At 71.1% G+C, this 21,699-nt stretch carries 16 protein-coding genes; 8 read left to right on the top strand and 8 right to left on the bottom strand.

Going from position 1 to position 21,699, the window contains the following annotated elements:
• Positions 1–286: 286 nt before the first annotated feature.
• Positions 287–1,576, top strand: coding sequence for a citrate synthase (locus OG948_RS09145; RefSeq protein ID WP_020555562.1), 1,290 nt, complete (start codon positions 287–289; stop codon positions 1,574–1,576).
• 280 nt (positions 1,577–1,856) lie between these two features.
• On the opposite strand, the gene OG948_RS09140 is transcribed toward OG948_RS09145, so the two are convergent.
• Positions 1,857–4,169: a PQQ-binding-like beta-propeller repeat protein gene (locus tag OG948_RS09140; RefSeq protein ID WP_406295317.1), complete on the bottom strand. Its 2,313-nt coding sequence runs from the start codon at positions 4,167–4,169 to the stop codon at positions 1,857–1,859.
• A gap of 436 nt (positions 4,170–4,605) precedes the next feature.
• Positions 4,606–6,135 (bottom strand): MFS transporter, encoded by a 1,530-nt coding sequence (locus OG948_RS09135; RefSeq protein WP_406295315.1) that lies wholly within the window; start codon positions 6,133–6,135, stop codon positions 4,606–4,608.
• Positions 6,136–6,241: 106 nt separating this feature from the next.
• On the opposite strand from OG948_RS09135, the gene OG948_RS09130 reads away from it, so the two are divergent.
• Both OG948_RS09130 and OG948_RS09125 read left to right on the top strand, forming a co-directional pair.
• A complete protein-coding gene (locus tag OG948_RS09130; protein WP_406295313.1) occupies positions 6,242–6,874 on the top strand; it encodes a TetR/AcrR family transcriptional regulator in 633 nt (210 codons plus the stop codon).
• A 407-nt stretch (positions 6,875–7,281) separates the two neighbouring features.
• The gene (locus OG948_RS09125; protein WP_406295312.1) at positions 7,282–8,976 is read left to right on the top strand and encodes an AMP-binding protein; all 1,695 of its coding nucleotides are present in this window, start codon (positions 7,282–7,284) and stop codon (positions 8,974–8,976) included.
• 55 nt (positions 8,977–9,031) lie between these two features.
• Here the strand turns inward: OG948_RS09125 and dapD are convergent, their stop codons facing one another.
• Together dapD and OG948_RS09115 are read right to left on the bottom strand one after the other, a co-directional pair.
• Positions 9,032–10,027 (bottom strand): 2,3,4,5-tetrahydropyridine-2,6-dicarboxylate N-succinyltransferase, encoded by a 996-nt coding sequence (dapD, locus tag OG948_RS09120; protein ID WP_406295310.1) that lies wholly within the window; start codon positions 10,025–10,027, stop codon positions 9,032–9,034.
• Positions 10,028–10,120: 93 nt separating this feature from the next.
• A complete protein-coding gene (locus OG948_RS09115; protein ID WP_406295309.1) occupies positions 10,121–13,090 on the bottom strand; it encodes an ATP-binding protein in 2,970 nt (989 codons plus the stop codon).
• A 281-nt stretch (positions 13,091–13,371) separates the two neighbouring features.
• Here OG948_RS09115 and OG948_RS09110 point away from each other — a divergent pair, with 281 nt between their 5' ends.
• Positions 13,372–13,782 (top strand): Zn-ribbon domain-containing OB-fold protein, encoded by a 411-nt coding sequence (locus OG948_RS09110; protein WP_406295307.1) that lies wholly within the window; start codon positions 13,372–13,374, stop codon positions 13,780–13,782.
• Here OG948_RS09110 and OG948_RS09105 read toward each other — a convergent pair.
• Positions 13,763–15,205 carry an NAD(P)/FAD-dependent oxidoreductase gene (locus OG948_RS09105; RefSeq protein ID WP_406295305.1) on the bottom strand — a complete coding sequence of 481 codons (1,443 nt, stop codon included), beginning with the start codon at positions 15,203–15,205 and terminating at the stop codon, positions 13,763–13,765. The two genes, OG948_RS09110 and OG948_RS09105, sit on opposite strands and share 20 nt — an antisense overlap.
• Before the next feature lie 449 nt (positions 15,206–15,654).
• Between OG948_RS09105 and OG948_RS09100 the strand changes: the two genes are divergently transcribed.
• Positions 15,655–15,942, top strand: a complete 288-nt coding sequence (locus tag OG948_RS09100; protein WP_406295304.1) for a hypothetical protein — start codon at positions 15,655–15,657, stop codon at positions 15,940–15,942.
• A 41-nt stretch (positions 15,943–15,983) separates the two neighbouring features.
• On the opposite strand, the gene OG948_RS09095 is transcribed toward OG948_RS09100, so the two are convergent.
• Entirely contained in the window at positions 15,984–16,382 is a 399-nt protein-coding gene (locus OG948_RS09095) for a hypothetical protein (RefSeq protein ID WP_395869231.1), read from the bottom strand.
• A gap of 273 nt (positions 16,383–16,655) precedes the next feature.
• Here OG948_RS09095 and OG948_RS09090 point away from each other — a divergent pair, with 273 nt between their 5' ends.
• Positions 16,656–16,979 carry a chorismate mutase gene (locus tag OG948_RS09090; RefSeq protein ID WP_355542352.1) on the top strand — a complete coding sequence of 108 codons (324 nt, stop codon included), beginning with the start codon at positions 16,656–16,658 and terminating at the stop codon, positions 16,977–16,979.
• 201 nt (positions 16,980–17,180) lie between these two features.
• Entirely contained in the window at positions 17,181–17,615 is a 435-nt protein-coding gene (locus tag OG948_RS09085) for a chaplin (RefSeq protein ID WP_406295303.1), read from the top strand.
• 108 nt (positions 17,616–17,723) lie between these two features.
• Here the strand turns inward: OG948_RS09085 and OG948_RS09080 are convergent, their stop codons facing one another.
• Positions 17,724–18,305, bottom strand: coding sequence for a hypothetical protein (locus OG948_RS09080; RefSeq protein ID WP_406295301.1), 582 nt, complete (start codon positions 18,303–18,305; stop codon positions 17,724–17,726).
• A 221-nt stretch (positions 18,306–18,526) separates the two neighbouring features.
• On the opposite strand from OG948_RS09080, the gene idi reads away from it, so the two are divergent.
• Entirely contained in the window at positions 18,527–19,078 is a 552-nt protein-coding gene (gene idi, locus OG948_RS09075) for an isopentenyl-diphosphate Delta-isomerase (RefSeq protein ID WP_406295300.1), read from the top strand.
• An 84-nt stretch (positions 19,079–19,162) separates the two neighbouring features.
• Here the strand turns inward: idi and OG948_RS09070 are convergent, their stop codons facing one another.
• Positions 19,163–21,538, bottom strand: coding sequence for a transketolase-like TK C-terminal-containing protein (locus tag OG948_RS09070; protein WP_406295299.1), 2,376 nt, complete (start codon positions 21,536–21,538; stop codon positions 19,163–19,165).
• Positions 21,539–21,699 lie beyond the last annotated feature (161 nt).

Genomic DNA, 21,699 nt, shown 5'->3' with positions numbered 1-21,699 from the left:
CCCCCGGGCCACCCGATCGTGTGCCCTCATCATGACGCCGCATGGGTGACACTCGTAACGGGAAGCCGAAACACGTGCACTGTTGCGGCGATGACTCTGGGCATCTCGACCCGCCACCCTGGGTCAGGTGACGCGGCTCACGGTTTGTCGCCCAGGTGGGAGGTGGCTGCGAGGTCGCCTCGCGCGCCTGCTATTCGTACTGATGCACACATGTCACAAAGACCGGAACCGCACGGACACGATCCGGGTGGCTGCCGGAGCCTGAGCCGAGAAGTAGGGGACCCCCATGAGCGAGGACTCGGTAGTACTGCGCCACCAAGGAAACGAGCACACCCTTCCGCTGGTCGAGGGCACCATCGGCGATACCGCCGTGGACATCTCGACGCTTCGCGCCAAGACGGGGCTGGTGACCTACGACGGAGGGTTCGTCAACACCGCCGCGTGTAAATCGGCGATCACCTTCATCGACGGCGAGGAGGGCATCCTCCGCTACCGCGGCTACCCGATCGAGCAGATCGCCGAGCAGGGGACCTTCCTGGAGACGGCCTACCTGCTGATCTACGGCGAGTTGCCGTCCGCGAGCGCGCTGGACAACTTCCGCGACGAGATCACCCAGCACACCCTGCTGCACGAGGACGTCAAGCGCTTCTACGACGGCTTCCCGCGCGACGCGCACCCGATGGCGATGTTGTCGTCCGTGGTGTCCGCGCTGTCCACGTTCTACCAGGACAGCCACAACCCGTTCGACGAGGAGCAGGTCCGGCTCTCGGCGATAAGGCTGTTGGCGAAGCTGCCGACGATCGCGGCCTACGCGTTCAAGAAGTCCGTCGGGCAGCCGATGCTCTACCCGGACAACTCGCTCGGCTACGTCGAGAACTTCCTGCGGATGACCTTCGCGGTCCCGGCCGAGTCGTACAAGGCCGACCCGGTGGTGGTGGACGCGCTGGACAAGCTGCTCATCCTGCACGGCGACCACGAGCAGAACTGCTCGACCTCGACGGTGCGGCTGGTCGGCTCCAGCCAGGCGAACATGTTCGCGTCCATCTCGGCCGGCATCAACGCGCTGTGGGGTCCGCTGCACGGCGGCGCCAACCAGCAGGTGCTCGAGATGCTCGAGCAGATCAAGAACGACGGTGGCGACATCGACTCGTTCGTGAACAAGGTGAAGAACAAGGAAGACGGCGTGCGCCTGATGGGCTTCGGCCACCGGGTGTACAAGAGCCGCGACCCGCGCGCGACGATCATCAAGAAGGCGGCCGACGACGTCCTGTCCCGGATGGGCAAGAAGGACGAACTGTTGGACCTCGCGATGCAGTTGGAGGAGCGCGCGCTCGCGGACGACTACTTCGTCGAGCGCAAGCTGTACCCGAACGTGGACTTCTACACCGGACTGATCTACCGGGCGATGGGCTTCCCCACCGAGATGTTCACGGTGCTGTTCGCGATCGGCCGGCTGCCGGGCTGGATCGCGCACTGGCAGGAGATGATCGCCGACCCGAAGGCGAAGATCGGCCGCCCGCGCCAGGTGTACACCGGCGTCGCGCTGCGCGACTACACCCCCATCGGTGCCCGCTGACCGTAGGGAACACGCGAAAACGATCTTGGAGTCGAAGGTCTCGAACCACGGTTCGAGGTATTCGGCTCCAAGATCGTTTTGTTTTTCCGCCATCGCGTTTCGCGCCGAGGTCTCTCGCGGGCGGTGCAGCGCACTCGATCGACCCCGGTGCGGGAGAACTGTACTGACAACTCCTGATTGATCGGTAGTTTTGTGACCCGAACGTGATCAATGACTCGGACCCGTCCCCGGGGTCGGGAGTCGAACGAGGTGGCGAGGGCCGAACCAGGGCGGGCCGGGATCAGCCGGTGGGCGTCGCGTCCGCGGGGCCCTTTCCGGTGGCCGCGTCGAGCACGTACAGGTGCCGGTCGGCGCTGCCCACGAAGAGCAGCCCGTCGGCCACGACCGGCGAGGTCACCCGGCCTCCGGTGGTGAAGCGCCAGCGCGGCTCGCCGCCCATGCCCACCGCTATCACCGAGCCGTTGCTGCTGCCCGCGTACACGATGTCGTCCGCGACCACCGGCGAGGTGACCCAGCCCTCGGCCCCGAACCGCCACACGCAGCGTGTGGTGTTGACGTCGACCGCGTACAGGCCGCCGTCGCCGCTGCCGAAGAACGACAGGTTGCCCGCCGTGGCCGGCTGCGCGACCGGGCCGCCCGCGCCGAACCACCCGCGCATCGCGCCGTCGGTGGCGTTGAGCAGGTACAGGTACTGGTCGGTGCTGCCGACGTGTACGACGCCGTTCGCCACGGTCGGCGAGGACACCCAGCCGCCGGTGGCGAAGCGCCAGCGGCACCAGCCGGTCGCCGCGTCCAGCGCGTACACGCAGCGGTCGCTGGAGCCGAAGTACACCGTGCCGTCCACGACGGTGGGCGAGGTGGCCCAGCCGCCGGTGGGGAAGCGCCAGCGACATCGACCGGTGGCCGCGTCGACGGCGTACAGCGCGTTGTCGCTGGAGCCGAAGTACACCGTGCCGTCGGCGACCACCGGAGCGGCCACGACCTCGCCGCCGGTGGGGAAGCTCCAGCGCCACTGACGCGACGTCAGCTCCAGTGCGTAGACATGGTTGTCCTGGCTGCTGAGGTACATCAGCTCGCCGTCCACGGCGGGCGGGTGCGACCAGCCCGACGAGTCGAACCGCCATTCGCGGGTGGCCAGGTGCAGGGTGTGCAGCCCGTTGTCGTTGCTGTGCACGTGCACGCGCGCGGTCCGACCCGAGCCCGCGCGGACCGGCGGGGTGAGGATCTCGCCGGTCGCGGTGAACCGCCACACCGGCGAGGTCTCCAGACCGCCGGTGGGGGTGCGCGGCGGAGTGGGGTGCTGGCGTGGCACGTCGGGCCCGCTCTCCGGCCACGTGACCGGAGAGTTGGGTATGGGCGCGGGCGGCCTGGCCACCCGCTCGGTCGGCAGCGCCGGCGACGGGGACGACGTGGACACCTGACGACCCGCGACCGGCCGCGAGCCGCCCGGCTGCCCGGTGTTCGTCGGCGGGGTCGGCGGCCGCGGCGGCGGCTTGCGGGTCGGGTTGGTCGGCGGGCGTTGCGGCGGAGGGGGCCGGTGCGTTTCGGGGCGCGGCGCCGGGCGCGGCTCCTCGCGTACCTGGTTGGGCAGTTTGCCCATGTTGTTCGGGTCCGGGCGCACATTCTCCGGCAGTTCGGGCTGCTCCGGCTCGGCCGGCTCGCGCACGGGCGGCGTGCGCGGGCCCATCGTCGGCCGGTACTGGCTCTCGAACCGCTGCACCATCGCCGACGCGTTGTCCGGCAGTTGGCTGTCCGCGTCGCTGTCGTCCAGCATCGGGGCGAGCTGGTTGAGCAACTGGGTGGGGCTCGGCCGATGCTCGGCCGCGCGCTGCATGCACAGGTTGACCAGGCCGGTCAGCTCCGGCGGCAGCCCTTCCAGATCGGGAGAGCCGGTGACCAGGCGCAACAGCGCCTCGGCCGGCTTGCGGTCGGGGTAGGGGGAGTGCCCGGTGGCCGCGTACACGAGCGTCGCGCCGAGCGAGAACATGTCGCTCGCCGGGGTGATATCCCGAACGCCCTGCGCCTGTTCCGGCGACATGTACGCGGGGGTACCGACCGCGACGCCGGTCATGGTCAGCGAGCCGAAGTCGGCGGCGCGCGAGATGCCGAAGTCGATCACCTTGGGGCCGTCGCTGGCCACCAGCACGTTGGACGGCTTCAGGTCGCGGTGCACGAGTCCGGCGGCGTGCACGGACTCCAGCGCCTCGGCGATGCCCGCGGCCATCCAGCGCACCGCGCGCGGCGGCAGCGGGCCGCACGCGCGGACCAGGGACTCGAGCGAGGGCGCGGGCACGTACGCGGTGGCCAGCCACGGCACCGCGGCGTCGGGATCGGCGTTGACCACGGCGGCGGTGAACACGCCGCTGACCCGGCGGGCCGCGGCCACCTCCTGCGCGAAGCGCGCGCGGAAGCCGGGATCGCCGCCCAGCTCCGAACGGATCGTCTTGATCGCGACGAGCCGCCCGAAGGGCGAACGACCCAGATAGATACGGCCCATGCCGCCGGCACCGAGTCGGCCGAGCACCGCATAGGGGCCGATCCGTTCCGGATCCCCCTTGGCCGGTGGCTCACCCGGCCATCCGTGTTCCGTCACAATCCCCCCGAAGTCGCCCCACCGCCCATCATCCCCGCCGAGCGGCCGTTTCGACAGGAACAGGCGGGAGGAGTGCCACGGCGCCGGTCGTCCCGTCGTCGCGATTTAGGTGCCCCGGGGTGGAGCACCCGCTGCCTGTCGCAGGGTACCCGCCTGCCCGGTCTGCCGCCCACGCCGCGTCCCGCTTCGACCGAAACACAGGGGATTCCCCCGGCCATCGATCACGAAGAGTGGCCGCGGAAGCGGAAATTTGATCGCCGATCGGTCCGAAACGGACGCGACACGCCCGTGGACCACGAACACCCGGACTCGGTTCGACGTGAACCGGGCCCGGGTGTCGAGGTGACCGACGATTTATCGGTATGTCCGTAAGTCCGCCCGGCGCGGTCCCGCACGGTGTGCTGCCACCCGCGCGGTCCCGTCCGTGCGGTCCCGCCTAGTGCAGTCCGGCGGGGGCGTCCTTGGACAGCTCCGACTTGTCGACCCGCAGGACCGCGACCGCGATCACGGCGGCGATGCCGAGCAGGATCGCTGCGGTCAGGAAGCCGGCCGTGTAGCCCTCGGTGAGCGCGAGCTTGATCGAGCCCGGATCGATCAGGGCCTTCTCGCCCAGCTTGGCGATCTGGTCGTCCATCTTGCTGTCCTTGGTGCTGGAGTAGATCGTGGTCAGCACCGCGATCGCCACCGCTCCGCCCACCTGCTGGGTGACGTTGAGCATCGCGGAACCGATACCCGCGTCCTCCGGGGCGATCCCGGCCACCGCGGTGGCCATGATCGCGACGAAGATCAGACCCATGCCCAGACCGAACACGACCATCGCGGGCAGCAGGCCCACGACGTAGTTCGAGTCGACCTCGAGCAGGGACAGGTAGAACAACCCCAGGGCGGCCAGGATCGGGCCCGCGGTCAGCAGCACTCGCGGCCCGATCTTGGGCAACATCACGCTGGTGAACTGGGCCGAGACCATCACGCCCGCGCACAGCGGGAGATAGGCCAGGCCGGCCTTGATCGGCGTGTAGCCCGCGACGATCTGCATGTAGAGCGTGATGAAGAAGAACGCGCCCATCATGCCGCCGGCGGCGAGCGCCATCACCACGTAGCTCGCCGAACGGTTGCGGTTGCGGAACAGCCGCATCGGCATCAGCGGCCGCTCGACCCGGAGTTCGATCACGACGAAGGCCACGAGCAGCACGGCCGAGAGGACCAGCGAACCCACGGTCAGCCCGTCGGTCCAGCTCTTCTCCGCGGCGCGGATGACGCCGTAGACCAGCGCGGTCACACCGAGCGTGGAGGTCAGCGCGCCGGGGATGTCCAACCGGCCGCGCCAGATCGCCTTCTCGCCGGTCTTCGCGTCGTCCGGGATGGCCAGCGGCAGTGCCGCCACGAGCGCGATGCCGATCGGCACGTTGACGAACATGACCCAGCGCCAGGAGATGTACTCGACGAGCACACCACCGAGGAGCAGGCCGACCGCGGATCCCATGCCCGACACCGCCGCGTACACACCGAACGCCTTGTTGCGTTCCGGTCCTTCCTCGAAGGTGGTGGTCACCAACGAAAGGACCGCGGGGGCCACCATCGCGCCGCCGACGCCCTGCAGGGCTCGCGCGGCGAGCAACAGCGCCTCGTTGGTCGCGAACCCGCCGAGCAGGCTCGCGACGGTGAACACGATCAGGCCGAGCGCCAGCAGGCGGCGTCGGCCGAAGAGGTCACCGAGCCGACCCCCCAGCAGCAGCAGGCCGCCGAAGGTCAGCATGTAGGCGTTCATCACCCACGAGAGTGATGTTTCGCTTATGTCGAGCGCCTTGCCCATGTCGGGCAGGGCGATGTTCACGATGGTCGCGTCGAGCACGATCATCAACTGGGCCCCTGCGAGCAGGGCCAAGGCCAATCCGCGACGCGCGTGGGGCGCGTCCGCGGACGGGGATCCGGTCGAGCCGGCGACCTCGGAAGGTGCCGTCGTCATGGATTGCCTCGCATTACTAGTGGACGTGAGCGTTCTCTAGGGGAATCTAGAGGTTATGCATTAGAGAACGCAAACGTTTTCTGTACCATGGCGACCGGAGGCGAGAGTGAGCACAGGAGTACGCGCGGGTCAAGTCGAGACAGCCCTGCTGGTCACCGACTACAGGCAGCGCCCCCGCAAGCGCGGCGTCACGCTGGAGCGAGCGATCACCGAGGCGGTGGTCGCCGAACTGGGTGAACGCGGCTACGGCGCGCTGACCTTCGAAGGTGTCGCGACCCGGGCCGGGACCGGCAAGTCGGCGCTGTACCGTCGCTGGCCGGACAAGATGAGCATGGTCGCCGACGCGCTCACCGCCGCCCTGCCGAAGCCGGAATCGTTGTCCCTGCCCGGCGAGTTGCGTGCCGATCTGATCGTCTACCTGGAAACCGTCGCGCAATGCATGCTCGGCCCGCTCGGCCTGGGCATGCGGTTGTTGTGCGGCGAGGTGAGCCGGCACCAGGAGTTCGCCGAGATGTGGGAGCACCGGGTGATCGCCCCGTGGCAGTCCCTGCTCGCCGAGATGCTCGCCGACGCGATCGCCCGCGGCGAGGCCCGCCCCGGGGCACTGGCCCCGGAATGCGTCCTGGCCGGCCCCTCGGTCCTGTGCCAGCGCTTCACCATCACCGGGGTTCCGATGTCGCGCGCCGAGATCGAATCCCTGGTCGACAACGCGCTTATGCCGATGTTGGCTGCGGGTTGAATTGTTTGGGGCGTTGTCGCGGGGCGTGGGGTGGCGGGCCGGAGTCGTGAGTGGGGGCATGCCGTGCCGGAGTCGTGGGTGCGGCGTTGCTGCTTGTTGGGCGACTTCGTCGCCGGCTCGCGAGGCGCCGCTTTTTCTTTCCCCCGCAAGCTCCTCCAAGAAAAAGCGGCGCCTCGCTCGGGACGGCGTGTCCCTCCGCTTCGCTCCGGGCCACACCGTCCATACCTGCGGCTCCGCCGCTCTCCGCGCTTCGCGCGTCGATCACCGGGGTGGGGGCGGGTCGGGGGCGCTGACGCGCCGGGGGTGGGTGGTCGGTGGTGCCCTTCTCGTTGTGTTGCCTGAACACGTGTCAGATCACATCGTCGATCACTTGAATGACTCGATCAAGGAGTTCTAGGGTCCGGCCCATGGCCACCATCAGTTCCGCCGTGCCCGATGACGCTCTTGCCGCCTTGACCGCCTCGGGGGGTCCGTTCGCCTTGGTCGAGGAGGACGTTTTGGGGGTCCCGATGCGCGTGCTGGCCGATCGGCCCCGGTCGCTCACCGCGTTCGTCGAGCGGGCCGCCCGGTTCGGCGATCGCGAGTTTCTCGTGTACGAGGACCGGCGGATCGGCTTCGCCGAACACGTGCGCGACATCGCCTCCACCGCGCTCGCGCTGCGCGAGCGCTACGGGATCGGCCCGGGGGACCGGGTCGCGATCCTGGCGGCCAACCGCCCGGAATGGCTGACGGTGTTTCAGGCCACCGCGGCGCTGGGCGCGATCACCGTCGGAATGAACGGATGGTGGGCCGCCGACGAGATCCGCTACGGCGTCCGGGACTGCGCGCCCAAGCTGCTGGTGGCCGACCGACGCCGCCTGGAGCGGCTGGGCGGCGCGTCGGAGGCCGCGCGGAGCCTGGGTGTACCCGTGGTGGAGATCGAGGCCGACTGCGCCGCCCTGGCGGCGTACGCGCCCGCCGCCGAACTGCCGCCGGGCGCGGCCGACGAGGACGACCCGGCGCTGATCCTGTACACCTCCGGCACCACCGGGCGGCCCAAGGGCGCCGTGCTGACCCACCGCAACGTGGTCGGGATGCAGAACCTCCAGGCGCTGCTGGCCGCCCGGGCGACCGCACACGTGCCCGCCGAGGTGCTCGCCCAGGCGCCGCCCGGGCGGTGGCTGGTGAACAGCCCGTTCTTCCACGTCTCGGGCCTGCTCGCGGGCGCGGTGGCGGCGCTGGCCGGAGGGCAGACCATGGTGCTCTACAGCGGCCGGTTCGAGGTGCCGGCCCTGCTCGAACTGATCGAACGCGAGCGCTGCACCACGTGGTCGCTGGTGCCCACGCTGGGTTGGCGGGTCGCCAACCACCCGGACACGCCGAAGTACGACCTGTCCTCGATCACCCGGTTGGGCGGCGGCAGCGCGGCCTTCTCGCCCGAACTGGTGCGCCGGCTCCAGGAGGTGTTCCCGAACGCGAAGGGCGCGTTCGGCGTCGGGTACGGGCTGACCGAGTCCGGCGGCGTGGCCACCACCGCGGGTGTCCTGCAACTGGAGGGCGAGCCGGGTGCGATCGGGGTGGCGGTGCCGACCGTGGAGGTGACCGTGCACGATCAGGACGGCACCCGGCAACCGGACGGCGTCGAGGGCGAGTTGTGGATCCGCAGCCCGTTGGTGATGCGCGGCTACTGGCGCAACGACGAGGCCACCGCGAAGGCGCTCACGCCGGATCGTCGGCTGCGCACCGGCGACCTCGGCTACACCCGGGAGGGCCGGCTCCACCTGGCCACCCGACGCAGCGACCTGATCCTGCGCGGTGGGGAGAACGTCTACCCGGCCGAGATCGAGCACTGCCTGGACGCGCACCCCGAGGTGGCCGAGTCGGTGGTGGTCGGCGTACCGCACCCGGAATGGGGCGAGGAGGTCAAGGCGATCGTGGTGCCGGCCCGGGGCGCGACGCTCACCGCCGAACGACTCGGTGCCTATGTCGCGGAGCGCCTGGCGCACTTCAAGGTGCCCGCGTACTGGGAACTGCGCGACGAACCGCTGCCCCGGACGCCGACCGGCAAGGTGATCCGCGCGGTGGCCATCGGGGCCAAGCCGGCCGACCTGGTCGAGGAGTGAGCATCCGCGAGCGGGCCGGCGGTGATCCGCCGGCCCGCTCGCGTGCCGTGCCCGGTCAGTCGTTCTTGTGCAGTTCCTCGTTGAGCGCGCCCCACGACTTGGTCCGGGCGATCGCCTCGATCGTGCCGGTGACCGAGTTGCGGCGGAACAGCAGGCCGTCCCGGCCGGAGAGCTCGGCGGCCTTGACCACCTTGCCGTCCGGCGTGGTGACCCGGGTGCCGGCGGTGATGTAGCAGCCCGCCTCGACCACGCAGTCGTCGCCGAGCGAGATGCCGATGCCCGCGTTGGCGCCGAGCAGGCAGCGCTCGCCGACCGAGATGGTCTCCTTGCCGCCGCCGGACAGCGTGCCCATGATCGAGGAGCCGCCGCCGATGTCGCTGTGGTCGCCCACCACGACACCCGCGCTGATCCGGCCCTCGACCATCGAGGCGCCCAGCGTGCCGGCGTTGAAGTTGCAGAAGCCCTCGTGCATCACGGTCGTGCCGGGCGCCAGGTGCGCGCCCAGGCGGACCCGGGTGGTGTCGGCGATCCGCACGCCGCTCGGCACCACGAACTCGGTCATCCGGGGGAACTTGTCCACGCCGGCCACCTCGAACGGGACTCGCGCGGCCCGGGCACGCAGCCGGGCGGCGTCCACGCCGTCGACCGGGACCGCGCCCAGGTTGGTCCACACGACGTTCGGCAGCAGGCCGAACAGGCCCTCCAGGCTCTGCCCGTGCGGGCGGACCAGGCGGTGGCTGAGCAGGTGCAGGCGCAGGTACGCGTCGTGGGTGTCCACCGGCGCGGCGGCCAGCGACGCGATCACCGTGCGCACGGCGACGACCTCGACCCCGCGCACCGCGTCGGCGCCCAGGCCGGCGGCGGCGTCGGCGCCGAGCGCCTCGATCGCCTCGTCGGCGGACAGGCGTACGGTCTCGGCCTTGCCGTCGGCGTCGCCCGAGGTCAGCTCGGGCGCGGGGTACCAGGTGTCCAGGACGGTGCCGTCGGCGGCGATCGTCGCGAGACCTGCGGCGACGGCACCAACGGTGGAGGAATCAGCAGTGTCGATCACCCCGCTACCGTACCGGGGGCCGGGGCCGACGCCCATCGCCGGTCGGCCCGCGTCCCGATCCGCTTCTCCTTCGTCCGACGCCCCCGCGCGCGGCTACTCCGGCTCGGGCCGTCGGGTCGGCCCCTCGCGGAACGGCCAGGTCTCGGAACGATCGCCGTCCGTCTCCGGTCGGGCCTCGCCGCGATGCGGGATGCCGAACGGGCTGTAGCCGCCGGTGTACTCGTCGACCCATTCGTCCGCCTCGGCGCGCCCATGGTCGACCGGCGGCAGCGCGGTGCCGCCGACCAGCGCCTCGACCATCTCCGCGGCGCGGGTCTGCAACGGGATCGCGCCACAGGCCATCGCGGTGTCCCGGGCCCGCTCCAACTCGCCGATCGCGTCCGGCTTGTGGCCGTCCTTGCGCAGCCGGTCGCCGTACGCGAGCAGCGCCTTGGCGTACTCGTAGTTGGCGCCGACGCCCTCCAGCGCGACCGCCGCGTCCCACAGCGCCTGTTGCGCGTTGACGTTGTCCTCGATGATCCCGGCTACCCGCTTGGCCTGACCCGCGGCCACGGGCGCGTAGAAGGTGTCGGCACGGGCGACGGCCTGCCTGGCCACCTCCTGGGCCAGCTTCTTGTTCTGCCGCGGGCCCTCGGCGTTCAACGCCTCGGCGAGCAGCAGGCCCCACGGGCACCACGCGGGGTTGTCCATGCCGCGTGCGCGCAGCCGTTCGCCGAGCTCGGTCAGCGGCTGGATCACTTCCTCGTGCCTGCCCTGGGCGATCCGCAACTCGGCGAGCACGATGGTGGGGACCGGCAACACCCGGGCGGCCTGATTGACACGCTCGGGATCGTCGAAGCCGATCTTCCGCGCCTGCCGCTCGGCCTCGTCGAGGTCGCCCAGCGCGATCAGGGTCTGGATCAGCACTCCCGCCGCGTACCACTTCGAGGGTGTCTCCTCGCCGAGTTTGAGAGCCATGTCCAGGCCGGTCTCGGCCTGCTCACGAGCCTCCTTGAGCCTGCCCATCCGGTAGTACAACATCGCCCGGAAGGCGTGGCCGTAGGACAGGTGCGCGCGTTGGCGTCCGTTGTCGCGCAGCTCGGCCATGCCGCTCTCGAGGAGTTCGTGGGCCTCCTTGAACAGGTCGCAGTAGATGAAGGTCAGGGTGAGCACCATCGGGATCTCGAAGCCCCAACCGTCCTCGACCCAACTGAATCCGGGGCGCTCCTTGTTCGGATCCTCCGGTCCCAGTGCCGCGCGGGCGAACTTGGTGGTGGTCTGGAGTCGGCGCCCGGTGAGCACGCCGTACCACGCGACCAGGGCGAACAGCGAGTAGTTCGTCCGGGTCGTGGCGCCCTCGGTGTTCAGTCGCACGGTCAGCCGCTGCAGGTTGTGGGCGCGCGAGGCGAAGCCGGTGTCGTCCTCCCAGAAGGCGGCCCACATGAACAGGTCGGCGTACAGCCTGGGTCGTTTGCCGATCGGGGTGATCTCGATCTCCCGCTCCAGGAGCTTGATGCTCTTGGGCAGGTGACCACTGAACGCGAACGAGCGGCCGAGTTCGACGACGATGTTGGTGTGCAGATCCGTGCCCGGTTCGCCGGACTCCGCGAGCGCCCTGGTCAGGGGTTCGAGGCTGGCCGGGGGATCGTTGACGAACAGCGCGCGGCCGATGTTGTAGTGCAGCCTGGCGTGCATGTGCCGGGGCGCGAGCTCGGCCAGCGCGTGTTCGAGGTAGGTCACGCCCGCCTCCGGGACACCCGAGGCCAGGCACTCGCGGGCCGCCTCCACCATGATGTTCGCGGCCCACTCGTCCTTGAGGCCGACCATCTTCAGCGCGTGCGTCGCGGCGGTCTGCGCGGAGAAGCGGTCCGCGCGCAACATCCGGGCCGTCTTCGCGTGCATCGCGCAGCGCTCGTTCGGCTCGAAGCAGAAGCGGTAGACCGCGAGTCGCACCAGCGGGTGGGTGAAACCCAGGTTCGAGGGGGTGTCGGGGACCCAGGTGAGAATCTCCTGCTTGTACAGATCATCCGCGGCGGTGACGATGGCCGAGTGGGTCAATCCGGTGAGCTCGACCGCGCGGTCGATCGTCACGTGCGGCGTCAGGATCGCGGCGGCCAGCGCCAGCTGTCGGGAGGCCGGATCGAGCTTGGCGAATCGCTCCTTGAAGTGCTGCTCGGCGTAGGCCTGGGCGGCGTGCTGTTCCATGTCGGCGCCGTGCCGGGGCAGCGCCGCCTCGAGCGGTTCGATCCCGGACGACTCGACGAACCGCAACAGTTCCCGCAGGATCTGCGGTTCGCCGCCGCAGTAGCGGTGGCAGTGCTCGGCGAACGCGTCGTCGACCCGCTTGTCGGGAAAGCGGTGCCGGATCACGGCCGCGGTGCTCGCCACGCTCAGCGCGGTCAGCTTGGTGGCGGTGCGGCCCGCGACGGCGTCGAGCGTGCGCAGCGAGCCCTCCAGCGCCGCGTCGTACTCGTCCGGGCGATAGGACACCACGATCAGGACCGGGAAGTCGCGCACCTTCATCGCGAATTGCGCGAGCCACCCCATCGACGACGGGTCGGCCCAGTGCACGTCGTCGATGACCATGATCAGCGGCGCGTACTCCTGCACGTAGCCGCGGAGTACGGCGTCGAGGGCGGACAGCACGTTCTCCGGGTCCGGCGACTCCCCGGGCTGACGCGGACTCATGCCGAAGATCGGTCCGAGGATTCCGTACCACTCGCCGAGTCGTTGCTTTTGGCTTGCCCTGTCCAGGTTGTGCAGATCCTGGAACAGTCGCTTCACCAGACCGTAGACCCGAACCTTCTCCAGGTCGTACCCCGTCACGTGCAGCGTGGTGAAGCCCTCGGCCTCGGCGGTGCGCCTGGCCCACGCGAGCATGGCCGACTTGCCCATGCCGGCCTGGCCGGCGACCACCGTGACCCGACCCTCGCCGGTCTCGCGCACCGCCGCCAACTGGTCGCGGATCTCGCGTTGCAGGAAGTCGCGTTCGACGAGGGGCATGGGCTCCGTCCCGGACATGATGTCGGGTGTGTTCTCGCGGCCCAGGTCACCCGGGTTCGGTGCCGTGCGTGGTGCCGTCATCGCGCAACCTTTCTGCCGTGCGTCCCCACCCCGAGCCCGCGCGGAACGATTACGCGCCGTGGCGGATCACTTGCGCTACCCATCCTGCGCCAATCACGCAAGCCCTGTCCCCGACTTGGCCGAGAAGTCCTGTCGACGTCCTCTCCCCACCTGGCACCTTTCCGTCGGCGAACGCGTGTGCGACGGATTCGGCAACCACGCGCTTGGTGCGCGAGCATGCAGCCAACGCTCGTCCTCGAACGCCGACGGGCTCGACGAAGTACGTTCGGAACGGAAAGGCCGTGACACCCGTGTTGGGACCGCAGATCGGTGTACCCGTGACTCCTGCCGCGTCGATGCGAATGCCCCCGGAGTCGGGGGAGTTGCGCTATCAGCGCTGTGGCGCGTGCGAGGCGGCGAACTTCACCCCCACCGAGATGTGTCGGGGCTGCTCGTCGCGCGCGCTGCACTGGGCCACCAGCGCCGGGCGAGGCAGCGTGTACAGCTGGACCGTGGTGAGCCGGCCCGCCGCGCGCGAACTCGGCGATTCCTACGCGGTGGCGATCGTGGACCTGGACGAGGGCTATCGCATGCTCACCAACCTGGTCGAGGTGGAACCGGCCGAGATCCACTCGGGGATGCGGGTGCGGGTGGACCTGCGGACCACGGGGGAGGAGCGGGTGCTGCCGTTCTTCACGCCTGATCGGAGCTGAACCCCCGATCGGAGCCGAGCCCTTGGCCCGAGCCGAACCCTTCGTCGAAGGCGAGCCCTCGGTCGGAGCCGAGCCCCTGGTCGAGGGAGAGCCTCCGATCGGAGCCGAGGCCCCCGGCCGGCCCGAGCCCTCGGCGGGAGTCGGCGTGCCGGCCGGGGGCGAACTCGCGCTCGGCGTCGGCACGTCGACCCGGATCGCGCCCTTGGACGAACGTGTGGCCCCGGCCGGAGTCGTCCGCGGGGTCGAGCGGGCGCGCCGCGGGCGGCCTGCGCGGTCCCGGTGACCGGGTGTGCGCGGCGAACCGGTCGGGGTGGAAGTCGGCGCTCGGGATGTCCGGTCGGCCGCTGGCCCCGTCGCACAGCAGGTCGGCCACCAGCGTGCCCACCGCCGGCATGATGCCCAGCCCGTGCTCGCCGCACCCGGCCGCGACGAACAGCCCGTCGGGGCCCACCGATCCGATCAGCGGCAGGTGATCGGGTCCGGCGTCGTGCCGGGTGCCGAACGCGGCCACCGGCGCGATCTCGCGAAAGCCGGGGAGGCGGGCGGCGAGATGTGCCGCGGCGCGCGCGGTGAGTTCGTCGTCGAACGCGTCCGCGGCCGGGTCGAGCGCGCCGAGCAGCAGTTGCCCCGGCCCGTCCGGGCGCAGGTAGCGCCGGTGCGGCAGATCGACCAGGACCGGCCGCTCGTCGACGGCCCGGTCCACCCGCACCCGGACCGCGAACTCGCGGGCGGCGCGCACCGGCAGAGCCACCCCCAGCGGTTCCACGAACGCGGGCGAGTCGGCGCCCGCGGCCACCACGACCGTGCCGGTGGCCACCTCGCGGCCGTCGCTCAGCCGAACCCCGGTGATCCGGTCCCGGTTCGCCGACACGCTCACCACCGGCGCGCACGACAGGATCGCGGCGCCGCCGTGGCGGGCGGCCCGGGCGAAGGCGCGCGCGGTGCGCCTGGTGTCGGCGTACCCGCCGCGCGGCTCGTGCGCGAAGGCGGCGAAGTCCCGGACGGCGAGCTCCGGCCACCGTGCCGCGACCGCGTCCGCGGCCACCCGCCCGACGTCGATCCCGAGCGCGCGGCGCATCGCGATGCCCGCGTCCAGGGCGCCGAGATCGGCGCCGGTCACGCCGACGAGCCGACCGCACCGGCGGTACCCGACATCCTCGCCGAGCACGTCGATCGCGTCCTCGAACAGGCGGGTGCCCACCCAGGCCATCGCCGCCAGCGCGGGCACGGTGGCGGAGCAGTGCACGGCGCCGCCGCCGGGTCCCGGGTCGCCGGTCGACCCGGGCGGGCCCGAACCGCCGGCACCCGCCGCGCACACGATCACGTCGCGCACACCGCGCCGGGTGAACGCGTACGCGATCGCCATGCCCTCGGGACCGGCCCCGACGATCACCACATCGGCCGCCGGAGTGCCCGGCCTCACCGGGTCACCCCCGAGGCTGCCGGTCGGCCGGTGCGCCGAAACGCGGTCGTACGGTCTCGTGTCGTCATCTCGCGCCGTCACCTGGGTCGATGGTCGCCGGTCCCGCTGGCGGAACCGATGTCGCCCGGAGTGAACCGCGCGGCCGTTTCCGGCTTTCGACGCGAGCGTAACGGAGGTGTTACGCACGGTGGCGCGGGCAGGCGCGGCGGCAGCGTCGGGCGGTGAGCGTCACTCGAACGGTCGCGGTGCCCAGGCGTCGGATCAGTTCGACGCGTGCGGCGCCGCCACACGAGGGTGCGAGAAGTGTCATGCCGGGAACCTTATACCCCCAGGGGGTAAGTGGCGGTTAGGATTCGATTCCGGTGGGGTCGCGGCATCGACGCGATCACTTCGGGTAATCGTTGGGACAGGGCCCGTCGGGGTCGCAGGCAGCACGACGAGGAGGCGCGATGACCACCACCGCAATCGCCGCATTGGTCACGTTGTCCGTCGGCGCTCTCGGCTGCCTGTGGTTGCTCACCCGGGGGCGCCGCGCCGAGCGGATGACCGCGGCCGTGCTGATGTGCATGTTCGCGTCGCTCGCGCTGGTGTTCTACTCGATCGGCCAGGGCGGGATGGGCGCGTTGGACGCCGCGCTCCTGCTCGGCGTCGCGGCGCCCGCGGGCACGCTGATGGTCGCGGCGCGCGGACGCGGTCCGGGTCGCGCGGCCGGCGGCAGCCATCACCGGGCACGCTGACCACCGACCGCGGCGACCGCGGCCCGCGTCGATCCGCGCGATCAGGTCTTGTCGCCGCCGCGGCGCAACAGGAAGGTCACGCACAACCACACCAGCGTGGTGGTGCAGCCCATGATGATCAGCGCGAACGCGATCACCACCAGGTAGACGCCGGACGTGGTGGCCAGCGCCGCGAACACCGCCGCGAACAACACCACCAGCAGCAGCACGTGCCACGTGCCGGAGAGCGTCGGTCGACGCATCCTGCGACGGGCCCGCTTCGAGGCCGGCATCGAGCCCGCGCCCGGAACGACACGGCCGCGCGCGCCGGTCCGCCGGCGGTTGCGGGAAGGACGCATGGTACGAAGCGCCAGGTCCAGCTCCTGGTCCTTGCGCAGTTCGTACTCGATCTCCTCCAGCATCCGCCGCTCGCTCGGCGTAAGACGCACTTCCTCCATCATGTCGTTCGCCCCCTACTGCAGCCCCGGCCGCATCCCTCGAGCACCGCCGAACGGCCCGGGCGTCGCGGCAGGGACAGCCGGCGGCGCGAGCCGTACTCAGAGGGTCCCCCGCAGGTGGCGATGTGACACCTGGCAGAACGAGAGATGACAGGTGGTGATATTTCCTCTGCTCGCTCGACGGGGCAAGGACGACGGGTCCGCGGCGGGTCGCGCCCGGGGCGCTCGAACGCCGTCCGTCCGCTCGTGCGAGGTCGCCGGGTAGGGTCACCCGTTATGGCCAACGGAACCACTGACGAAACGTCGGGCGAGGCGCCCGGCAAGCCCGCCGAGCTGCTCGACCTGCGGGACAGCATCGACAACATCGACGCGGCCCTGATCCACTTGCTCGCCGAGCGATTCAAGTGCACCAAGCGGGTGGGCGTGCTCAAGGCCGAGCACAAGCTGCCGCCGGCCGACCCGGCCCGCGAGGCGGTACAGATCCGCCGCCTGCGCGCGCTGGCCGAGAGCGCCAAGCTGGACCCCGACTTCGCGGAGAAGTTCCTCAACTTCCTGGTCGCCGAAGTGATTCACCATCACGAGGCCATCGCCCGCGCGTGATCAACCGCCGTCCGGCTCGTTGAGCCGATTGCCTGCATTGCTCGAAATCCCCCGTCGGTAGCGCCGTCTGACGTCTCGTCACGCGCGGGTTGCTACTAACGGGGGAAGTTCGCGCGCCCCCCGTCACCGGTACCCCGCCCACGCGTTGGACGTCCCGGAACTCCGGTTCCACCGTCTATCGATCGATGGGAATAACTACCAGTGAACAAGCTCACCAAGGGTGCGGTCGTCACCGCCGCCATTCTCGGCGGTTCGGTTGCGATGGGGGGCCAGGCGTTCGCGTCGGCCGATGCGGACGGCGCCGCCGTGGACTCGCCCGGCGTGCTCTCCGGGAACAACGTCCAGGCGCCGGTGCACGTTCCGGTCAACATCTGCGGCAACAGCGTCAACATCATCGCGGCGCTGAACCCCACGTTCGGCAACACCTGCTTGAACGCGGACGGCATGGACCACGCCACCCCGATGCCCCCCGGGCACCCGGGTCACCCCGCTCAGCCGGCGCACCACGCCCCGCCGACCGACGACTGTCCGCCGGAGCTCCCGCCGCCGCCGCACACCCCGCCGGGCGACGACTGCCAGGACCCGACCGCACCGGTCGGCGGTGCCCCGAACCTGGCCGGCGCGATGATGGGCTGAACCGCCCGCGCCCGCCACGGCACGTCGGCCCCGGAACACCTCCCACGTGTTCCGGGGCCGCGACCTTCCCGGCGGCACGGGCCGGCGGTGCGGGCATCCTCGGCAGCGTCAGGCGGACACCCGATCGCGCAGCCGGCGCGGTGCCGGCTTGGGCTTGGGCGGCTTGCCGACCGCCGAGACCGCGCCCACCACCGCGATCACCAGGGAGATCGCGGTGATCGCGCCGAGCATGCCGAAGGTGCCGACCAGCGCCTCGCTGCGATCCGCGTCGCCGGTGATCAGGATCAGCAGGCCGACCAGCGCGGCGGCGATCGCCATCGCGCCCACCACCCGGGCGAACTCGGTCACCTCGTAGCGGATCCGCTGCACGCCGTGCGTCGGCGGTCGCCACGGCAACGGCCCGCCGAGGAAGTGATAGCCCACCCGCTGGTCCACCCAGCGGATCGCCCGGTGGCCGAACATCACGGTGCTGCCGATGTACAACGCGGCGATCCCGTGCCGCGCGCCGGCGGTGGCGCCGCCGCGCAGATCCACCACGGCGACCACGAGCAGGATCAACTCCAGCAGCGGTGTGCTGTACAGGAACACGTTGCTCAGCCGGCGGCGGCGCAGCGCGTAGCGGCTCAGCAGGCCCAGGGCGATCAGCACCCAGAAGCCCACCTCGCAGACCACGATCATGGCGACGACCACGGCGATCTCCTCCTCGGAGTGGGTCGAGCGCGCGCCCCGAGGGGGTCGAGGCGCCGGCGAACGGACCCCACCAGCCTCTCCCGCGCGCGCCGCCCGGGGATCGTCGGCAGGGCGGATTCCGGCGTACAGACAACGATGTAGCGGGCGCCGGCGCGGTATCGACGATCCGTGACTCGCCCGCCGGATACTGTGCAGGCAAGGCCGAACAGCAGGGAGAGCACATGGCGCAGGAGCAGCCGGACGGTCGGGTCATGGTCGAGTTGGTGGACCCACAGGGGAACACGATCGGCCTCGCGGAGAAGCTGGAGGCTCATCAGCCGCCGGGTCTGCTGCACCGCGCGTTCTCGGTCTTCCTCCTCGACGACGAGGGCCGGGTGCTGATGCAGCGCCGGGCGCTGACGAAGTACCACTCGCCGGGCCGGTGGTCCAACACGTGTTGCAGCCACCCGTTCCCCGGCGAGGAGCCGCGGGACGCGGTGCTGCGCAGACTGACCGAGGAACTGGGCGTCAAGCCCACCGTGCTCGAACCGGCCGGTCTGGTGACCTACGACGTCACCGACGAGGTCTCGGGCCTGGTCGAGAAGGAGTACAACCACCTCTTCGTCGGCCTGGTCGGCGGCGAACTCGGCCTCAACCCGGAGGAGGTCGACGACGTCGCGTTCGTGCCGCTCGCCGATCTGGACGGGTGGTTGGCCGGGCACGAGCACACCGCGTGGCTGAGCGCGGTGCTCGACCCGGTCCGGGAGCCGCTCGCGGCGCTCGCCGCACGCTGAGCACACGCCGAGGGGCGGGTCCGGACGCACCGGGCCCGCCCCTCGCGTGTCCCGTCCCGGTGACGGGCCGGCAGGGGCTCTCGCTCAGGCCAGCGAGAGCGCGGCGAGCGCCGCGTTGACGATCGAACCGGGCAGCAGGTCGTGCAGTTCGTACAGGTCCTCGATCCGGCCGGTCTGGCCGAACTGGTCCACGCCCAGCGGCACGCTCGGCACGCCGAGCGCCGAGCCGAGCCAGGCGAGCGTGTGCGAGGACGAGTCGTGCACGGTGACCACGGGGGCCCGGTGCGGGAACGCGGTGCGCAGCGCGCCCGGCGCGGACGGCGTGGTCGCGGTGCGCACCCCCTGGCGCAGGGTGCGCTGCCACGCGCCGTAGAGCCGGTCGGCCGAGGTGATGTCCACCACGTGCGCGGCGATCCCCTCGTCGCGCAACTCGTGCGCGGCGGTCAGCACTTCGGGCAGCACGGCGCCGGAGGCGGCCAGGTACACGGTCGGTGCGCCGGGCAGGTCGGGCGCGTCCAGGAGGCGATACGCCCCGGCGAGCACCTGGCGGCGCAGCAGCGCGTCGCCGAGCCGGGTCCGCGCGGCCTCGAACGGCGCCTGGTCGATCGGGCGGGTGGTCAGCCGGAAGTAGTAGGCGCCGTTGTCCGGTTCGACGCCGTGGTCCGGACCGCCGGCGATCCGGCCCACCGCGTCGCACAGCAGCCAGTCCAGCGCGGTGCCGTAGGCGGGTTCGATCAGCGTGGTGCCGGGCAGTTCGAGCCCGATCGACGCGGTGATCGTGGACTGGTGCGCGCCGCCCTCGGGAGCGAGCGTGACACCCGAGGGGGTGCCGGCCACGATGAACCGCGAGCCGGAGTACACGGCGTGGATGAACGCGTCCAGGCCGCGGCACACGAACGGGTCGTAGACGGTGCCGATCGGGATCAGCGGCTGACCGGACAAGTCGCCCGCCAGGCCGAGCTGTTCCAGCAGCAGGAACAGGTTCATCTCGGAGATGCCCAGCTCGATGTGCTGCCCGCCGGGGCCCTCGATCCACTTCAGCGCGCCCTCGCCGGACCACGCGCGGCGCTCGGTGGGCGCGAACACCCCGGTGCGGTTGATGAAACCGGCCAGGTTGGTCGAGGTGGCCACGTCGGGCGCGGTGGTCACCAGGTACGGCGCCAGCGCCGGGTCGCGGGAGAGTTCGACCAGGACCCGGCCGAAGGTCTCCTGGGTGGACACCGGCTTGGTCATCCGCTGGTTCGTCGAGGCGGCGACCGGGACGCCGAGCGGGCCCGGCTTGGCTGCGCGGGACAGGTGCTCGCGGCGCTGCCCGGCCAGGATGCCCTCGGGCGTGGCGGCGTCGAAGCGATCCCACTCGGTGCGCTCGCTCAGCCCGTGCTCGGCGCGCAGCGTGGCCACCTGCTCGGTGCTCAGCAGCGCGGAGTGGTTGCGCGGGTTGCCCGCCAGCGGCAGCCCCCAGCCCTTGACGGTGTACGCGAACACCACGCTGGGCCGGTCGGTGACCTCGTCGCAGCGCCGGTACGCGTCCAGCAGCGCGGCGATGTCGTGCCCGCCCAGGTCGGTGACCAGCGCGTGCAGCTCCGCGTCCGGCACGTCGGCGACGGTGTCCGCGACGTCGGCCGGCGCGCCGTCCAGGAAGTGCGCGCGCACGTCCGCGTCGGCGAGGCCGAACAGGGCCTGGTACTGCTCGTTGGGCATCGCGTCGATCCACGCCTTGAGCGGCGCGCCGCCGGGCCGGTCGAACGCGGCCTGGAGCCGGCGGCCGTACTTGACCTCGACCACGTGCCAGCCGGCCGCCTCGAACTGGCCGCGCCACTGGTCGATCCGCACTCCGGGCACGACCCGGTCCAGCGACTGCCGGTTGAAGTCGACCAGCCACATCACGTTGCCCAGGCCCTGGGTGGCCGGGTCGGCGATGGCCTCCCAGATGTTGCCCTCGTCCAACTCGGCGTCGCCCAGCAGCGCGACGAAACGGGACGCCGGGCGCGGGCCGAAGTGCGCGTCCACGTAGCGCCGGGCGGCGGCGCCGAACAACGGCGCCGCGGCGCCCAGCCCGACCGAACCGGTGGAGAAGTCCACCCATTCGCGGTCCGGGTCCTTGGTCCGGGAGGGGTACGACTGGAGCCCGCCCTTGGCGCGCAGCGTGGTCAGGTAGGACCGGTCCAGGTTGCCGAGCAGGTACTGGATCGCGTGGAAGACCGGGGACGCGTGCGGCTTGACGCTGATCCGGTCCGGGCCGTCGAGGTGGGCGAACCACAGCGCGGTCATCGCGGACACCAACGACGCGGAGGACGCCTGGTGGCCGCCGACCTTGATGCCGTCCGCGTTCGGCCGGTCGTGGTTGGCGGAGTCGACGATGCGCGTCGCGAGCCACAGGATGCGGCGCTGGACGGCTTCGAGGACGGGCAGGTCGATACCGAGCGCGGCCGCGGCGTGGTCCGTGTCGCTGCGATGCATGGTCGTCACCTCAAGATCGATCGGGGTGGCCGAAGCATACGGCGATCGTCTCACCATGCGATACGCGCGGACGGTCCACGGTAGCTGCACGTATCCGTCCATTGACAGCGCGTCCCGGTGCTGTTGGTCTGTTCCGAGCGCCACGCACTCACCCGATGGAT

Origin of the sequence: Embleya sp. NBC_00888 (genome assembly GCF_045207655.1) — a bacterium.
GTDB lineage: Bacteria > Actinomycetota > Actinomycetes > Streptomycetales > Streptomycetaceae > Embleya.
Note: the sequence above shows the minus strand (reverse complement) of the source record. Positions and strands in the feature narration are given on the sequence as shown.

What these genes read in the sequence shown, in the direction of transcription:
- OG948_RS09145 (WP_020555562.1), top strand. Translation starts at nt 287, where the DNA reads ATGAGCGAGGACTCGGTAGTACTGCGCCACCAAGGAAACGAGCACACC.
- OG948_RS09135 (WP_406295315.1), bottom strand. Translation starts at nt 6,135, where the DNA reads ATGACGACGGCACCTTCCGAGGTCGCCGGCTCGACCGGATCCCCGTCC.
- OG948_RS09125 (WP_406295312.1), top strand. Translation starts at nt 7,282, where the DNA reads ATGGCCACCATCAGTTCCGCCGTGCCCGATGACGCTCTTGCCGCCTTG.
- OG948_RS09115 (WP_406295309.1), bottom strand. Translation starts at nt 13,090, where the DNA reads ATGACGGCACCACGCACGGCACCGAACCCGGGTGACCTGGGCCGCGAG.
- OG948_RS09100 (WP_406295304.1), top strand. Translation starts at nt 15,655, where the DNA reads ATGACCACCACCGCAATCGCCGCATTGGTCACGTTGTCCGTCGGCGCT.
- OG948_RS09095 (WP_395869231.1), bottom strand. Translation starts at nt 16,382, where the DNA reads ATGATGGAGGAAGTGCGTCTTACGCCGAGCGAGCGGCGGATGCTGGAG.
- OG948_RS09090 (WP_355542352.1), top strand. Translation starts at nt 16,656, where the DNA reads ATGGCCAACGGAACCACTGACGAAACGTCGGGCGAGGCGCCCGGCAAG.
- idi (WP_406295300.1), top strand. Translation starts at nt 18,527, where the DNA reads ATGGCGCAGGAGCAGCCGGACGGTCGGGTCATGGTCGAGTTGGTGGAC.
- OG948_RS09070 (WP_406295299.1), bottom strand. Translation starts at nt 21,538, where the DNA reads ATGCATCGCAGCGACACGGACCACGCCGCGGCCGCGCTCGGTATCGAC.